The 15,534-nt window shown below is 41.1% G+C and carries 13 protein-coding genes; all 13 read left to right on the top strand.

The features are described 5' to 3' along the window. The 13 genes from atpC (at position 1) to ilvA (ending at position 15,507) form a co-directional block, all read left to right on the top strand. A complete protein-coding gene (gene atpC, locus BM192_RS17560; RefSeq protein WP_037439646.1) occupies positions 1-243 on the top strand; it encodes an ATP synthase F1 subunit epsilon in 243 nt (80 codons plus the stop codon). A gap of 769 nt (positions 244-1,012) precedes the next feature. Further along, positions 1,013-1,903 carry a branched-chain amino acid transaminase gene (locus BM192_RS17555; protein WP_037439741.1) on the top strand — a complete coding sequence of 297 codons (891 nt, stop codon included), beginning with the start codon at positions 1,013-1,015 and terminating at the stop codon, positions 1,901-1,903. 12 nt (positions 1,904-1,915) lie between these two features. Continuing rightward, positions 1,916-3,616, top strand: coding sequence for a dihydroxy-acid dehydratase (ilvD, locus tag BM192_RS17550; protein WP_037439648.1), 1,701 nt, complete (start codon positions 1,916-1,918; stop codon positions 3,614-3,616). 26 nt (positions 3,617-3,642) lie between these two features. After that, positions 3,643-5,379: a biosynthetic-type acetolactate synthase large subunit gene (ilvB, locus tag BM192_RS17545; RefSeq protein WP_074591687.1), complete on the top strand. Its 1,737-nt coding sequence runs from the start codon at positions 3,643-3,645 to the stop codon at positions 5,377-5,379. Positions 5,380-5,387: 8 nt separating this feature from the next. After that, a complete protein-coding gene (gene ilvN, locus BM192_RS17540) occupies positions 5,388-5,990 on the top strand; it encodes an acetolactate synthase small subunit (RefSeq protein WP_037439650.1) in 603 nt (200 codons plus the stop codon). Positions 5,991-6,025: 35 nt separating this feature from the next. Beyond that, complete coding sequence (locus BM192_RS17535; protein ID WP_037439652.1) at positions 6,026-6,493, top strand: DinB family protein; 468 nt, start codon at positions 6,026-6,028, stop codon at positions 6,491-6,493. A gap of 34 nt (positions 6,494-6,527) precedes the next feature. Then, positions 6,528-8,009 carry a ketol-acid reductoisomerase gene (gene ilvC / locus BM192_RS17530; protein WP_037439654.1) on the top strand — a complete coding sequence of 494 codons (1,482 nt, stop codon included), beginning with the start codon at positions 6,528-6,530 and terminating at the stop codon, positions 8,007-8,009. Positions 8,010-8,063: 54 nt separating this feature from the next. Further along, positions 8,064-9,479, top strand: coding sequence for a 3-isopropylmalate dehydratase large subunit (gene leuC / locus BM192_RS17525; RefSeq protein WP_037439656.1), 1,416 nt, complete (start codon positions 8,064-8,066; stop codon positions 9,477-9,479). A gap of 35 nt (positions 9,480-9,514) precedes the next feature. Then, a complete protein-coding gene (gene leuD / locus BM192_RS17520) occupies positions 9,515-10,099 on the top strand; it encodes a 3-isopropylmalate dehydratase small subunit (RefSeq protein ID WP_037439658.1) in 585 nt (194 codons plus the stop codon). Further along, positions 10,099-11,568 carry an ATP-binding cassette domain-containing protein gene (locus BM192_RS17515; protein WP_170844862.1) on the top strand — a complete coding sequence of 490 codons (1,470 nt, stop codon included), beginning with the start codon at positions 10,099-10,101 and terminating at the stop codon, positions 11,566-11,568. Before leuD ends, BM192_RS17515 begins: the two co-directional genes overlap by 1 nt. A 78-nt stretch (positions 11,569-11,646) precedes the next feature. Beyond that, positions 11,647-12,738, top strand: coding sequence for a 3-isopropylmalate dehydrogenase (leuB, locus tag BM192_RS17510; protein WP_037439662.1), 1,092 nt, complete (start codon positions 11,647-11,649; stop codon positions 12,736-12,738). Between the two features lie 8 nt (positions 12,739-12,746). Beyond that, complete coding sequence (locus tag BM192_RS17505) at positions 12,747-14,255, top strand: 2-isopropylmalate synthase (RefSeq protein ID WP_037439664.1); 1,509 nt, start codon at positions 12,747-12,749, stop codon at positions 14,253-14,255. A gap of 1 nt (position 14,256) precedes the next feature. Beyond that, positions 14,257-15,507: a threonine ammonia-lyase IlvA gene (ilvA, locus tag BM192_RS17500; protein ID WP_037439666.1), complete on the top strand. Its 1,251-nt coding sequence runs from the start codon at positions 14,257-14,259 to the stop codon at positions 15,505-15,507. Positions 15,508-15,534: the final 27 nt, after the last annotated feature.

The raw sequence follows: 15,534 nt of genomic DNA, 5'->3' as shown, positions 1-15,534 counted from the left end.
ATGACACTAGAAATATTAACACCAGATAAAAAAGTCTTTGAAGGCGAAGTAACCGCAGTTACAGTTCCGGGAACAATGGGATCTTTCCAGATATTAAGGGACCATGCTCCGATTATTTCAACTCTTGAAGATGGACCAGTAATTATAAAAAGTAAAGCTGACGAACAGGTCTTTAATATTAAAGGCGGCGTTGTCGAAGTTTTAAAAAACAAGATTATTGTTTTAGCCGAAGGGGTTGCTTAATATTTAATCATCTTATTATATGAAGGGATATACTTAGGTATATCCCTTTTTTTGTGCCTTATTTTTTCTGATTCATCATAACTTCCAATCCCCTCATTCTGGTCTCGCCCTGCTCATGTTCGGGTCTCCTTCTTGGTTGCCCCATTTATATAAGGGGTTGTATCAACTCTACCCCATCCTTGACCCATTTATAATGTTTTAATCATAATTAACGAATTAAGTAAAACTGGCAAATTTACGCTTTAGTTTGTTGTAGCTATCGAGTAAGAGCAGGAGATAAAAACTGAAAAAAGGCGGAAAAATAGATCTGGATAAAATATAGTTTTTGAGCAAGTTCAAAAGGGATTTTAAGCATTTCAGGAAGAATTCAAGCAAAATTACAATGCTAGCATAATATGCATACCGAATACCGATATCATATTCGGTCTACCTATCGCCACTTTTTGATATGTAAAATATAATAAACGCAATATTTAATACCGAATTATAGAAGTATTATTACTATATATTTTTTTTGATTTATTTTCATTCAGCTATTGACAGTATCTGAAGCATAAACTAAATTGGATTTACAAACCAACAGCAAAAGAAATACAGATGTTAAGCTTATTCATTGTCCTGCTAATTGTCATTATTATCCTGAATCTACTAGTGATTCCCAGGAAGTGTGGCGCTGCACAATGAATATTTAAAAAATAGATCAGAAAGCGCCTTCGAAAGAGGCGCTTTTTTTAATACAATCATACCGAACGAAATAAAACAAACCAAAATGCAATACTACGACGCCAACACATTCCTTTATTTAAACGGTAAGTTTGTAAAGGCCAGCGAAGCCAGCACAGATCTGTACAGTCAGTCACTTCATTATGGCTATGCCGTCTTTGAGGGAATTAAATCGTATCATACGCATAATGGTACCCGCATATTTAAGGCTAGAGAGCATTATGAGCGTCTGAAGCGCTCTGCAGAATTGATGCACATCCCTTTTCCTTACGAGGTAGATGATCTAATCAGGCAAACCTATAAATTGCTGGAGAAAAATAATTTTAAGGATGCGTATATCCGCCCGCTGGTATATTGTGGCCCGCACATGACTCTTAGTCCGGGAGCAGAAGTATCTATTCTTATCTGTGCATGGGAATGGGGCGCATATCTGGGCTGTACCTTACAAAAAGCCTGTATCTCATCTTATCAGCGCCCAAACCCTAAATCAACACATATTGAAGCTAAAGCAAGCGGACATTATATCAACTCCATCCTGGCTACAACAGAAGCTAAAGCAAAGGGTTTTGATGAAGCTATCCTGCTGGATATGAACGGCCATGTAGCTGAAGCATCCGGAGCCAATATTTTTATTGAAAAGAACGGTAAACTATATACACCTGCGTTAGGACATATCCTTCCGGGTATAACCAGAACGACAGTTATACGCCTGTGTAAAACACTGGATATTGAATGTATTGAAAAACAAATTACTGTAGATGAACTGAAAGCAGCAGACAGTGCCTTTTTCTGTGGTACAGCAGCAGAAATTGCAGGAATAGCATCTATCGATGAGACCGTTTTCCCTTCCCTGTGGACAGAAACTATCGGCGCAACTATCCAGCGTACTTATAAAGCACTGGTATTAGAAAAACAGAACTACGAAGTTATTATCTAACCTAAAAATTAAATGTCACAACAACCAGAACTCAACCGCTACAGTAAAGTATTTACCCAGGATCCGACACAACCGGGTGCTCAGGCCATGCTCTATGGTATTGGTTTAACCTCCGAAGACATGCATAAGGCACAAGTCGGGATTGCCAGTATGGGCTATGACGGAAATACCTGTAACATGCATTTGAATGACCTTGCTAAAATCGTAAAAGATGGTGTATGGAAAAACGATATGGTGGGCTTAACTTTTGGTACAATAGGCGTGAGCGATGGGATGTCAAATGGTACAGATGGTATGCGCTATTCTCTGGTATCCAGAGATGTGATTGCAGATTCTATTGAAACTATCTGTGGCGGACAATATTACGACGGGCTAATTACAATCCCTGGATGCGATAAAAACATGCCAGGTTCAATCATGGCTATGGGACGTCTGAACAGACCCTCTATCATGGTCTATGGCGGAAGTATCCATTCGGGAAATTACAAAGGTAAATCGCTTAATATCGTATCTGCTTTTGAAGCCCTGGGTGAAAAGCTTGCCGGGAATTTATCAGAAGAAGATTACCAGGGAATTATTAAACATACTTGTCCTGGTGCGGGTGCATGTGGTGGTATGTACACTGCAAATACCATGGCTTCTGCTATTGAAGCTCTTGGCATGAGCTTACCTTATAGTTCTTCCTACCCTGCTTTGAGCGACGAAAAGAAAAATGAGTGCGCAGCAGCAGGAAAAGCTATTCGTAATTTGCTTGAGAAAAACATCCTTCCTTCCGATATCATGACTGATAAAGCATTTCATAATGCTATTGTTACTGTGATGATTCTGGGTGGTTCTACCAATGCCGTTCTGCATTTAATTGCAATGGCTAAATCGGTCGGGCTATCTTTAAAACTAGATGATTTCCAACGCATCAGTGATCAGACTCCAGTACTCGCCGACCTTAAACCAAGTGGCCAGTATCTGATGGAAGATGTTCATGAAATAGGCGGTATCCCGGCTGTGCTGAAATATTTGTTAAAAGTAGGCCTGATCCATGGTGACTGCCTGACGGTAACCGGTAAAACTCTAGCAGAGAATGTAGCCGACGTTCCAGAGCTGAACTTTGAAACTCAAAAGGTAATTTTTCCAGTTGAACAAGCTCTTAAATCAACCGGGCACCTCCAAATGCTGTACGGTAACCTTGCTGAAAAAGGTGCTGTTGCAAAGATAAGCGGTAAAGAAGGTGAAAAATTTGAAGGCCCTGCACGCGTTTTTCAGGGCGAGCAATCCCTTATCGCTGGTATTCAAAGCGGCAAGGTTAAACGTGGTGACGTAGTAGTTATTACGAATGTCGGTCCGAAAGGAGCTCCGGGTATGCCCGAAATGCTCAAACCCACATCAGCTATTATCGGTGCAGGCTTAGGTAAATCTGTAGCCCTAATTACCGACGGTCGTTTTTCAGGTGGAACACATGGTTTTGTCGTTGGTCATATCACTCCCGAAGCATGGGACGGTGGAAATATCGGACTGGTTCAGGACAACGATATCATCACCATTGATGCGGTAAATAATAAAATTGAATTGCATATCACCGATGAACAATTAGCGGCACGCCGTGCAGTATGGAAACAACTGCCGCCTCCGGTAAAAAGCGGTGTACTATATAAATATTTAAAACAGGTGAGTAATGCCAGTGAAGGCTGTGTTACTGATGCCTATACAGAACAATAATAAGCAAGACCCCTAAAACTAATAAAATGGATACACAAGAGGAAGCATTGGCAGTAGCTGAACCAAAAAAAACCACGCGGGTTTCAGGATCTGTTGCGTTGCTGGAAGGCTTAATTGCCGAGGGTACCGAAACTATATTCGGATATCCGGGCGGTGCAATTATGCCTATTTATGATGCGATTTATGATTACAAAGAAAAGTTAAACCATATTCTTGTCAGACATGAACAAGGTGCAACTCATGCTGCTCAAGGTTTTGCGCGCACTTCTGGTAAAGTGGGTGTTGTATTTGCAACCAGCGGACCGGGTGCAACCAACCTGGTTACGGGTCTCGCAGATGCGCAGATAGACAGCACACCACTGGTCTGTATTACAGGACAGGTATTTGCACACCTGCTGGGTACAGATGCTTTTCAGGAGACAGATGTGATCAATATAACCACACCTGTAACCAAATGGAATTACCAGGTAACAGATGCTAATGAAATTCCTGCCGCTTTAGCTAAAGCTTTTTATATAGCCAGAAGTGGCAGACCAGGACCGGTTCTGATTGATATTACTAAAAATGCACAGATTCAACTATTTGATTACGAAGGCTATGTACCTTGTAACCATATCCGCAGTTACCGTCCTAAACCTATTATCAGGAAAACATATGTCGAACAAGCTGCTGCTTTAATTAACGAAGCTAAAAAACCTTTCATCTTATTCGGTCAGGGTGTACTGCTTGGGAATGCTGAACAGGAGTTTAAAGCCTTCGTGGAGAAATCTGGAATCCCAGCTGCGTGGACTATACTTGGTGCTGGCGCGATTCCTACAGATCACCCTTTGAATGTTGGAATGCTAGGTATGCATGGCAATTATGGCCCCAATGTACAAACGAATTCATGCGATGTATTAATTGCAGTCGGGATGCGTTTTGATGATAGGGTAACCGGAAGACTGGATAAATATGCGACACAAGCCAAAGTTATTCATCTGGATATTGATCCTGCTGAAATTGACAAAAACGTCAAAGCTGATGTTCCGGTATGGGGCGACTGTAAAGAGACGCTTCCTTTACTGACCAGCCTTATTAACGAAAAAACCCATGATAGCTGGCTCGCAGAATTCAATGCATTTGCAAAAATAGAAGAAGAAGAACTGATCCGTAAAGAACTGGAACCGGCCTCAGGGGAATTAACTATGGGAGAGGTTATTAATCAGCTTAATATTCTGACTAAAGGTGAAGCGGTAATCGTAAGCGACGTCGGTCAACACCAGATGGTAGCCTGCCGGTACGGCAAACTGAACACAACCCGCTTAAGTGTAACCAGCGGTGGCCTGGGTACTATGGGATTTGGTTTACCAGCAGCAATTGGTGCAAAGATCGGTGCTCCGCACAGACAAGTTATTGCGGTAATCGGCGACGGTGGTTTCCAGATGACGTTACAGGAGCTGGGCACAATTATGCAATTTGGTGTAAATGTTAAAATCCTGATTCTGAATAATCAGTTCCTGGGAATGGTTCGTCAATGGCAGCAGCTGTTTAATGATAAACGTTATTCGTTTGTAGATATCACCAGCCCTGATTTTGTAAAACTTGCTGAGTCTTATTATATATCCGGTCAGAAGGTAACAGCAAGGGAAACCCTTGTTCAGGCACTCGAGACGATGCTTAATCATGACGGTTCTTACCTGCTGGAAGTAATGGTAAGCAAGGAACACAACGTGTTTCCAATGGTACCACAAGGATGCAGTGTAAGTGAAATCAGACTTAAATAATAAAGAAAATGAGTAATTCAACCGAACAACAGGAATTTACCATAACGGTATATACAGAGAATCAGATCGGTATCCTGAACCGGATCGCTATTATCTTTTCAAGAAGAAAGATCAATATAGAAAGTTTGAACGTCTCTCCGTCTGAGATCGAACATATCCATCGTTTCAACATTCTGATCACTGAAACAGAAGAAGTGGTTCGAAAACTTGCACGTCAGATTGAAAAACAAGTAGAGGTATTAAAAGTATACTATAATACCAATGAAGATATTATCTGGCAAGAACTTGCACTTTATAAAGTTCCGACTGAAACTATTGTGGAAAAAGTAGTAGTAGAAAGACTTCTGCGCGAAAATGGGGCAAGAGCTGTTGTGATCCGTAAAGATTATACTGTCTTTGAGACTACTGGTCACCGTCAGGAAACAGATAAGTTGATTCAGGTTCTTCAACCTTACGGGCTAATTGAATTCGTCCGCAGTGCAAGGGTTGCCATTATCAAGGACAGTGAGGGCTTTAACAGCAAACTCAGAGAATTTGAGCGCATGGAACCAGGTCAGGAAGTGATAGAAAATGAATTCCTTGACCAACCAAAAAATGTATTTACCATGTAAACGTCTCCGGACATTTATTTAAAGCTTTGAAGAAATTGGAAAACCTATTAAAAACCATCAGACAAACCAGAAAAAACTTTATTCAGCTTATTGACAGGTCAACTGTAGAGGAGTTAAATCAGGTACCTGCCGGTTTTAATAACAATATGATCTGGAATTTCGGGCATATCATTGCAAGTCAGCAGATACTTTGCTATAAGCTTGCCGGTCTTGAGCCCCGGATTGATCCTTCATACCTGTTAGCCTATCAAAAAGGTACAAAACCAGAAAGATTCATTGAAGTCCGGGAAATTGACACTTTAAAAGAATTGATGTTGAGCACTATTGACGTATTGGAACATGACCTCAAAAATGAGGTATTTGAAAGCTACAATGTGACGACGACCAGTTATGGGGTTACCTTAAACAATACAGTAGAAGCAGTGCAGTTTTTCCCGGTTCATGATGCCTTTCATTATGGTTGCGCCTCCTCAATTCAGAAAGTATTAAATAACAAACTATAACAATAAGAACCTTAAACAATAAACCAATAAAACGATGTCAAATTATTTTAACACACTACCTCTTAGAGAAAAATTAAACCAGCTTGGTGTATGCGATTTCATGGATAGTTCCGAATTTCTGGATGGCGTAAATGCACTGAAAGGAAAGAAACTAGTTATCGTAGGTTGCGGAGCACAAGGCTTAAATCAGGGTTTAAATTTAAGAGATAGCGGTTTAGATGTTTCTTATACTTTACGCAAAGAAGCGATTGAAGGCAAAAGAGATTCCTGGAAAAATGCGACAGAAAACAACTTTAATGTTGGTACATATGAAGAGCTGATTCCTAATGCAGATGTAGTGGTAAATCTAACTCCCGATAAACAACATACAGCAGTTGTCAATGCAATTATGCCTTTGATGAAACAAGGTGCTACTTTATTGTACTCACATGGTTTTAATATTGTGGAAGAAGGCATGCAGGTCCGTAAAGATATTACGGTGATCATGGTTGCTCCTAAATGTCCGGGAAGTGAAGTAAGAGCAGAATATGTCAGAGGTTTCGGAGTACCTACCCTAATCGCAGTACACCCGGAAAATGATCCTGAAGGAAAAGGTTTATTACAGGCAAAAGCATATTGCGTTGGAACTGGCGGTCACAAAGCGGGTGTCTTAAGATCTTCTTTTGTAGCTGAAGTAAAATCAGATCTGATGGGCGAGCAGACAATCCTTTGCGGATTACTGCAAACTGGTTCTATCCTTTCTTTCGATAAAATGGTAGAAAAAGGAATCGAGCCTGGTTATGCTTCAAAGCTTGTTCAATATGGCGTTGAAGTAATTACTGAAGCCTTAAAACAAGGTGGTATCACTGCAATGATGGACAGATTAAGCAATATTGCCAAGCTTAAAGCTTTTGAGATTTCAGAAGAACTTAAAACGATCATGCGTCCTTTATTTGAAAAGCACCAGGACGATATCATGAGCGGAGAATTCAGCCGCATCATGATGGAGGATTGGGCTGCAGGTGATAAGAACTTACTGGCCTGGCGTGCTGCAACCGGTGAAACTGGTTTCGAGAAAACACCTGCAGGTAACGTTAAAATCGGTGAGCAGGAATATTTTGATAACTATACATTAATGGTTGCTTTCGTAAGAGCAGGAGTTGAACTTGCTTTTGAAACTATGGTCGAAGCAGGAATTAAACCTGAATCTGCTTATTATGAATCTCTGCACGAGACGCCATTAATTGCAAATACTATTGCCCGCAAAAAATTATTTGAAATGAACCGCGTGATCTCTGATACTGCTGAATACGGCTGTTATTTATTTGACCATGCATGTAAACCTTTATTGGCAGACTTCATGACCAGAATCGATACCGACCTGGTTGGTAAGAACTTCAACGAAGGTAAAGACGGAGCTGTCGACAACAGAACTTTAATCGCAGTGAATGAAGCCATCCGTACGCATCATGTAGAAATAGTCGGTGCTGAATTAAGAAAGGCTATGACAGCAATGAAATCTATAAAAACTGCCTAATAATATAAAAACGGCCCTTGTGTTAAATCAAGGGCCATTTACAATTAATAAAAAATGTCAAAAACGTTAGTAGAAAAAATCTGGGATGCCCATGTGGTAAAAAGTGAAGTTGGATTTCCTGATATTTTATATATCGATACCCACCTGATCCATGAGGTAACCTCACCACAGGCTTTCGATGGCTTGCGTAAAAGAGGATTACCTGTTTTCCGTCCACAACAAACTGTAGCAACTGCAGATCATAATGTACCTACATTAAATCAGCTGTTGCCGATTAAAGAAGAACTGTCCCGGTATCAGGTAGATATGTTAACCAAAAACTGTGCTGAATTTGGCATTGAGCTTTACGGTTTGGGCCATCCTTTTCAGGGAATTGTACACGTTATTGGTCCCGAGCTGGGCATTACCCTACCGGGTAAAACTATGGTTTGCGGTGACAGCCATACCTCTACACACGGAGCTTTTGGTGCGATTGCATTTGGTATCGGCACTTCTCAGGTAGAGCAGGTTTTTGCCACGCAATGCCTGTTGCAGCAGAAACCAAAAACCATGAAAATTGAGGTAAATGGCGAGCTGGGTACCGGTGTGACTGCAAAAGATATTATCCTTTACATTATCTCAAAAATTTCCGCGGCCGGTGGTACGGGTTATTTTATTGAATATGCGGGTTCTACCATCGAAGCGTTGAGCATGGAATCCCGTATGACCATTTGTAATATGAGCATCGAAATGGGTGCAAGAGGCGGTTTGATTGCCCCTGACCAGATTACATTTGACTACATTAAAGGCAGGGAATTTGCACCTGCTGGAGCGCAATGGGAAGAGTCTCTTGCTTACTGGAAAACGTTATACAGTGATGCCGATGCAAAATTTGATAGCGTGCTTTCATTTAATGCAGAGGATATCACTCCTATGATTACTTATGGTACCAACCCTGGTATGGGTATGGGTATCGCAGAACATATTCCTGCGACAGCCGATCAGGTTTCTTCTGAACAAGCTTCTTTCCAGAAAGCGCTGGATTATATGGGTATTACCGGCGACACAGAACTAGTGGGTAAACCTATTGATTATGTATTTATTGGTAGCTGCACTAATTCCAGAATGGAAGACCTGCGAGAAGTCGCCGAATTTGTGAAAGGCCGACAAAAAGCTGAAAACGTCACAGTCTGGATTGTTCCTGGTTCCAAACAGATCGAGCAACAAGCAATTGCCGAAGGTCTGGACAAAATATTTGAGGCCGCAGGTTTTCAATTGCGTGAACCTGGATGTAGTGCCTGCCTGGGTATGAATGAAGATAAAATTCCGGCCGGTAAATATTGCGTCTCGACATCAAACAGAAACTTTGAAGGCAGACAGGGACCAGATTCGCGTACTTTTTTAGCCAGTCCGCTTACTGCTGCTGCTGCTGCAATTACCGGAAAGGTGACAGATGTGAGGACCTTATTAAAAGATACTGTTAACCACTAATACAAGAACGGAATATCCGATTTCTATATATACTGATGAAAAAATTCGAGAAACTAACATCGGCTATTGTGCCTTTAAACATAGAGAATATTGATACCGACCAGATTATTCCAGCTCGGTTTCTAAAAGCTACAACCCGTGAAGGTTTTGGTGAAAATTTATTCCGTGACTGGCGTTACAACGGCGACAATACGCTTAAAACTGATTTCGTGCTTAACAACCCGGAATTTAAAGGGCAGATTCTGGTTGCGGGTAAAAATTTCGGTTGCGGAAGCAGTCGTGAACATGCGGCCTGGGCAATTCAGGATGCCGGCTTTGATGTCGTGATCAGCAGTTTTTTTGCCGACATCTTTAAAGGAAATGCGTTAAATAACGGTTTATTACCGATACAAGTCAGCGATGAATTTTTGGCGAAGATTTTCACAAAAGTAGGTCAGAGCCATGGTACACAACTTACTGTTGATCTGGAAAACCAAACGGTGACTATAGCTGATACAGGCGACCAGGCAGAATTTGAAATCAATGCTTATAAGAAATCATGCCTGATAAACGGTTATGATGATATCGATTTCATTCTGAACCAAAAACATTTAATAGAGGAATTTGAGCAAGCCAGATAATGTCAGAGCCTTTCGTCCATATCGCAAATCTTACCGTTAAATACCAGCAGAAACTTGTATTACAGGATCTGAATTGGGTAATTAACCGCCATGAAAACTGGTTGTTATGTGGAACAAGCGGCAGTGGAAAAACTACTTTAGCTAAAGCAATCGCCGGTTTGATCCCTGTATATAATAATGAAATCCAACTTAATTTCACTCTGGATACTCATTTACCGGCCCAGGTTTATTATGTGGCGAACTGGTATCAGTTTAAAGATCTGGAAGGAGGTGCTAACTTTTATTATCAGCAACGCTATAATAGCCAGGCCACAGCAACTACGGCAACTGTAAGAGTTGAACTGAATGAATTTGGTAAAGAAAATAATTTGGAATGGGACAAGTTGGACCATATATTATCTGCTCTCGGATATGCTAAAGTAATTGACGCTACATTAATCCAGTTATCAAGCGGAGAACACAAAAAACTGCAATTGGTTAAAGCTATATGGCTAAAGCCGCAGTTATTAATATTGGATCAGCCATATAATGGTTTGGATACACGCTCGCGCCAGAATCTAAATGTATTGCTTGAAGAGATTTCGGCAGAAGGAACTCAGCTAATTATAGTAGGCAATGAAACTGAACTACCTGCGACTATTAACCGCTTCGCTGAAATTAAGGATGGCGTACTTCAGGAAATTTCTAGCGAAAGCCGTAAGGTAAATGCAGCTGAAATACTCAGCAAGCCCGTACCTGCTTTTCTTAACCAGTCTGCAGTTCCGGTATCTGAAGAGCATATCATCCGCATGATTGATGTAAATATCACCTATAGTGGGAAAAGAGTTTTAAAAGATATCAACTGGGAAGTTATTTCTGGCGAAAAATGGCTCTTACAAGGACATAATGGATCTGGAAAATCAACTTTGCTCAGTTTAATCTGCGGAGATCATCCACAGGCTTATGCTAATAATTTCCATCTGTTTGGCAATAAAAGAGGAAGCGGCGAAAGTATCTGGGATATTAAAAAACGTATCGGTTTAATTTCACCAGAGTTACACTGGTATTTTGATGCGTCAGCAACCGTATGGCAAACTGTTGCTTCCGGCTTCTTCGACAGCTCGGGCTTATTCTGCAATCCTGGTTCTACCAAACATGCCCAGGTGGATGAGCTGATCGGTTACTTCGGACTAACTGCTTATCAAAATACATTAATGAATGTACTCCCTTTAAGTAAACAAAGACTGGCATTATTAGCCCGGACAATTATTAAGAATCCTGAAATATTAATTCTGGATGAACCTTGCCAGGGTTTGGATGAGCAGCAGACACAACATTTTAACAAACTGGTAGACGAGCTGTGCGGATATGGAACAACCCTTATTTATGTGGGACATTTTGAATCCCAGCTACCTTCCTGCCTGGAAAAAAGAATTTTATTGGAACACGGTGAAGTTAAATCCATTGAATCCATTTTACAAAGTATTTAAATATAAGGTCCTGTATCGTTTTGTTCAAAAGCAACATCCGCAAACAGGTTCCAAAATCATAAAAAACATAATACACTGATGAAGAAAAATATATTAGTGATACCAGGAGATGGTATAGGTCCTGAAGTTACTGCCTGGGGAAAAGCTGTTCTAACAGAGATTGCTGAGCTTTCAGGTCACGAATTTACATTCGATGAAGGCCTAATGGGGCACGCTGCAATTGAGGCTGAAGGGAATCCGCTGCCAGATGAAACGCTGGAAAAAGCCAGACGTAGTGATGCCATTCTGTTTGGAGCGGTAGGCCATGCCTTATATGACAACGATCCTTCCTTGAAAGTGCGTCCTGAGCAGGGTTTGCTTAAAATCAGAAAAGAACTAGGATTATATGCGAACCTCCGCCCTATCCTGTTGTTCGATGAATTACTCGAAGCTTCCAGCATTAAATCCAGTATTCTGAAAGGCACAGATATTCTATTCTTCAGAGAACTTACCGGCGATGTTTATTTCGGTGAGAAACAACGTTCAGAAGACAGAAATACCGCTTCCGACTTAATGATCTATCATAAATATGAAGTAGAACGTATTGCTCATAAGGCTTTCGAAGCGGCAATGCAGCGTGGTCGTAAATTATGTTCAGTGGATAAAGCTAATGTTCTCGAAAGTTCACGTCTATGGCGGGAAACTGTTCAGGAAGTTGCGAAATCTTACCCTGAGGTGGAAACTGTACATATGTTTGTGGATAACGCAGCAATGCAGCTGATTAAAGATCCTAAACAATTTGATGTGGTATTAACAGCTAATTTATTTGGCGATATTCTGACAGATGAAGCTTCACAGATTGCAGGATCTATGGGTATGCTGGCTTCAGCGTCTGTGGGTGATGGTACTGGTTTCTTCGAACCAATTCACGGTTCTGCACATGATATTGCTGGTAAAAATATCGCTAATCCACTGGCTTCTATTCTATCTGTTGCACTGATGCTGGAAATAAGCTTCGGTCTGAAAGAGGAAGCTCAATTAATTATTTCCGCTATCGATCAGGTATTAAAAGAGGGCTACCGTACAGCTGATATTGCTGACAAAAATACATCTGCTTCTCATTTACTAGGTACTGCAGAAATGGGCGGCCTGGTCTTGAAATTCATCAAACAAAAATCTACTACTAACTAAAACACGATATGTTACACGATCCAAACAGAGTATATATATTTGACACTACCCTTCGTGACGGTGAGCAGGTTCCTGGTTGCCAGTTATCTACTCCGGAAAAGATAGAGATTGCAAAAGCACTGGAAGCTATGGGAGTAGATATTATTGAAGCGGGTTTTCCGATTTCAAGCCCCGGAGATTTTCAAAGTGTGGTCGAGCTATCCAAGGCTGTACAAGACCCGGTTATCTGTGCTTTGACCAGAGCTAATAAGGGCGATATTGATGCAGCTGTAGCAGCATTAAAGTTCGCTAAACGCCCAAGGATTCATACTGGCATCGGTTCTTCTGATATGCACATTAAATATAAATTCAACAGTACGCGCGAGAAAATTCTGGAGCGTGCAGTTGAAGCGGTTAAATATGCCAAGCAATTTGTAGAGGATATCGAATTCTTTGCCGAAGATGCTGGTCGTGCAGATAATGTGTTTCTTGCCCAAATGGTAGAGGCCGTTATTGCTGCCGGTGCAACTGTAGTTAATATTCCGGATACCAATGGTTACTGCCTGCCGGATCAGTACGGTTCCAAGATTCTTTTTCTGAAAGAGAATGTTAAAAATATTGATCAGGCTATCATCTCTGTTCACTGTCATAATGATTTAGGTCTGGCCACCGCAAATTCGCTTGCCGGCGTAATTAATGGTGCAAGACAGGTGGAATGTACGATCAATGGTATTGGCGAACGTGCGGGAAATACAGCGCTTGAAGAAGTGGTCATGGTATTAAAAACGCACCATGCACTTAATTTGCATACCAATATTAACGCTAAACATTTCCACGACATCAGTTCTAAAGTGAGTCGTATGATGCGCATGCCGGTTCAGCCTAATAAAGCTATCATCGGACAAAATGCTTTTGCACATAGCTCTGGTATTCATCAGGACGGTTTCCTGAAACACCGCGAAAACTATGAAATTATAAACCCAGAGGATGTTGGTATCAATGAAGCCGATATCATTCTGACCGCCAGAAGCGGAAGACATGCGCTGAAGCACCACCTGGAAAGATTAGGTTACACTATAGAAAAAATCAACCTGGACCAGGTATATGAGAACTTCCTGATTCTTGCTGATGCGAAAAAGGAGATTTCTGACGACGATTTGCTAACGCTGATGAGTGATGGCGAAGAGTCTACCTACAAAAATGGATATAAACTTAATGGTTTAAGTGTAAGCTGCGGGGACCAGCAACAACCAACTGCCTCTGTTCAATTAGAATATGAAGGTCAGGTTCATACAGCGGAAGCGGAAGGTAATGGTCCGGTAAATGCGACTATTAAGGCTATTGAAAAGATTATAGGTAAAAATATACAGCTTAAAGAATTCACTATTCAGGCAATGCATGGTGGAAGTGATGATACAAGCAAGGTAAATATGCGGGTATCTTATGCTGATAAATCTTATCTGGGTTATGGTTTCAGTACAGATATCGTGAAAGCCTCGGCCGACGCTTATTTAGATGCACTGAATAAATTTTTATAAAATGATGCAGGAAAAAGAAATAGAACTGGACTTTAAAGCAGCGGCTGAAAGACTTTCCAATACGGTTAAACGTACTCCGCTGGAATATAATGAGAGCTTATCCCTTAAATATAATGCAGAGATTTATCTGAAAAGAGAGGATTTGCAAATAGTCAGGTCTTATAAACTGCGCGGTGCCTACAATATGATCAGCACACTTTCCCAGGAAGAAATGAAACGGGGAGTGGTTTGTGCAAGTGCAGGTAATCATGCGCAGGGTGTGGCTTATTCCTGTAAAAAATTAAATATCAAAGGTGTCATTTTCATGCCGGAAATTACACCGAGGCAAAAAATACAGCAAACAGAAATGTTTGGTGGCAGCAATATCGAAATAATTCTTGTTGGAGATACTTTCGATGATTGTATGAAAGAAGCACTAATCTACACTGCTGCGCATCAAATGGTTTTTGTCCCTCCTTTTGATAATATCAAAGTTATTGAGGGACAAGGAACGGTCGGCCTTGAAGTTTACGAAGATCTGCCGGATGCTGAGGTAATCATTATGCCTATAGGCGGTGGTGGCCTGGCTTCTGGTGTAGGAAGTTTCTTCCGAAACATCAATCCTGACATCCGTTTAGTCGGTGTAGAGCCAGAAGGTGCTCCTTCCATGAATCAGGCTTTAACAAATGGTTGTCCCGTTACACTGGACTATATTGACCGCTTTGTTGACGGCGCCGCTGTGAAGCGTGTCGGCAATCTGACTTTTGAATATTGCAGCGAATTATTAAATGATATGCTGTTAATTCCTGAAGGGAAAATCTGCACGACTATTCTTAAATTATATAATGAAGATGCGATCGTCGTTGAACCTGCCGGGGCTTTGGCCGTAGCCTCTCTGGATCAGCTAAAAGACTCAATTGCAGGTAAAAAAGTAGTTTGTATTGTTAGTGGTGGTAATAATGATATAGAAAGAATGCAGGAGATTAAGGAAAAATCTCTTTTATTCGAAGGCCTCAAACATTATTTTATAGTCCGCTTTCCGCAGCGTCCGGGAGCATTGAAGTCATTTGTGAATAATGTGCTTGGCCCGCATGACGATATCACCCGTTTCGAATTTATTAAAAAGACGAACCGCGAGAACGGACCTGCTCTGGTTGGCATCGAACTGCAACAGCCTTCTGATTATGACGCGCTGAAACAAAGGATGGCCGACTTTAAATTTGAGGTGCTGGATCTGAACAAAGATCAGATGTTGTTTGAATATCTGGTCTAGAAGACCTATTCATAAAAAATGGGCAAT

Origin of the sequence: Pedobacter antarcticus (assembly GCF_900112985.1) — a bacterium.
Lineage (GTDB): Bacteria > Bacteroidota > Bacteroidia > Sphingobacteriales > Sphingobacteriaceae > Pedobacter > Pedobacter antarcticus.
Note: the sequence above shows the minus strand (reverse complement) of the source record. Positions and strands in the feature narration are given on the sequence as shown.

Coding starts and splice junctions, on each gene's coding strand:
- atpC (WP_037439646.1), top strand. CDS start 1: ATGACACTAGAAATATTAACACCAGATAAAAAAGTCTTTGAAGGCGAA.
- ilvN (WP_037439650.1), top strand. CDS start 5,388: ATGAGTAATTCAACCGAACAACAGGAATTTACCATAACGGTATATACA.
- leuD (WP_037439658.1), top strand. CDS start 9,515: ATGAAAAAATTCGAGAAACTAACATCGGCTATTGTGCCTTTAAACATA.
- ilvA (WP_037439666.1), top strand. CDS start 14,257: ATGATGCAGGAAAAAGAAATAGAACTGGACTTTAAAGCAGCGGCTGAA.
- BM192_RS17555 (WP_037439741.1), top strand. CDS start 1,013: ATGCAATACTACGACGCCAACACATTCCTTTATTTAAACGGTAAGTTT.
- ilvB (WP_074591687.1), top strand. CDS start 3,643: ATGGATACACAAGAGGAAGCATTGGCAGTAGCTGAACCAAAAAAAACC.
- ilvC (WP_037439654.1), top strand. CDS start 6,528: ATGTCAAATTATTTTAACACACTACCTCTTAGAGAAAAATTAAACCAG.
- leuC (WP_037439656.1), top strand. CDS start 8,064: ATGTCAAAAACGTTAGTAGAAAAAATCTGGGATGCCCATGTGGTAAAA.
- BM192_RS17515 (WP_170844862.1), top strand. CDS start 10,099: ATGTCAGAGCCTTTCGTCCATATCGCAAATCTTACCGTTAAATACCAG.
- ilvD (WP_037439648.1), top strand. CDS start 1,916: ATGTCACAACAACCAGAACTCAACCGCTACAGTAAAGTATTTACCCAG.
- BM192_RS17505 (WP_037439664.1), top strand. CDS start 12,747: ATGTTACACGATCCAAACAGAGTATATATATTTGACACTACCCTTCGT.
- leuB (WP_037439662.1), top strand. CDS start 11,647: ATGAAGAAAAATATATTAGTGATACCAGGAGATGGTATAGGTCCTGAA.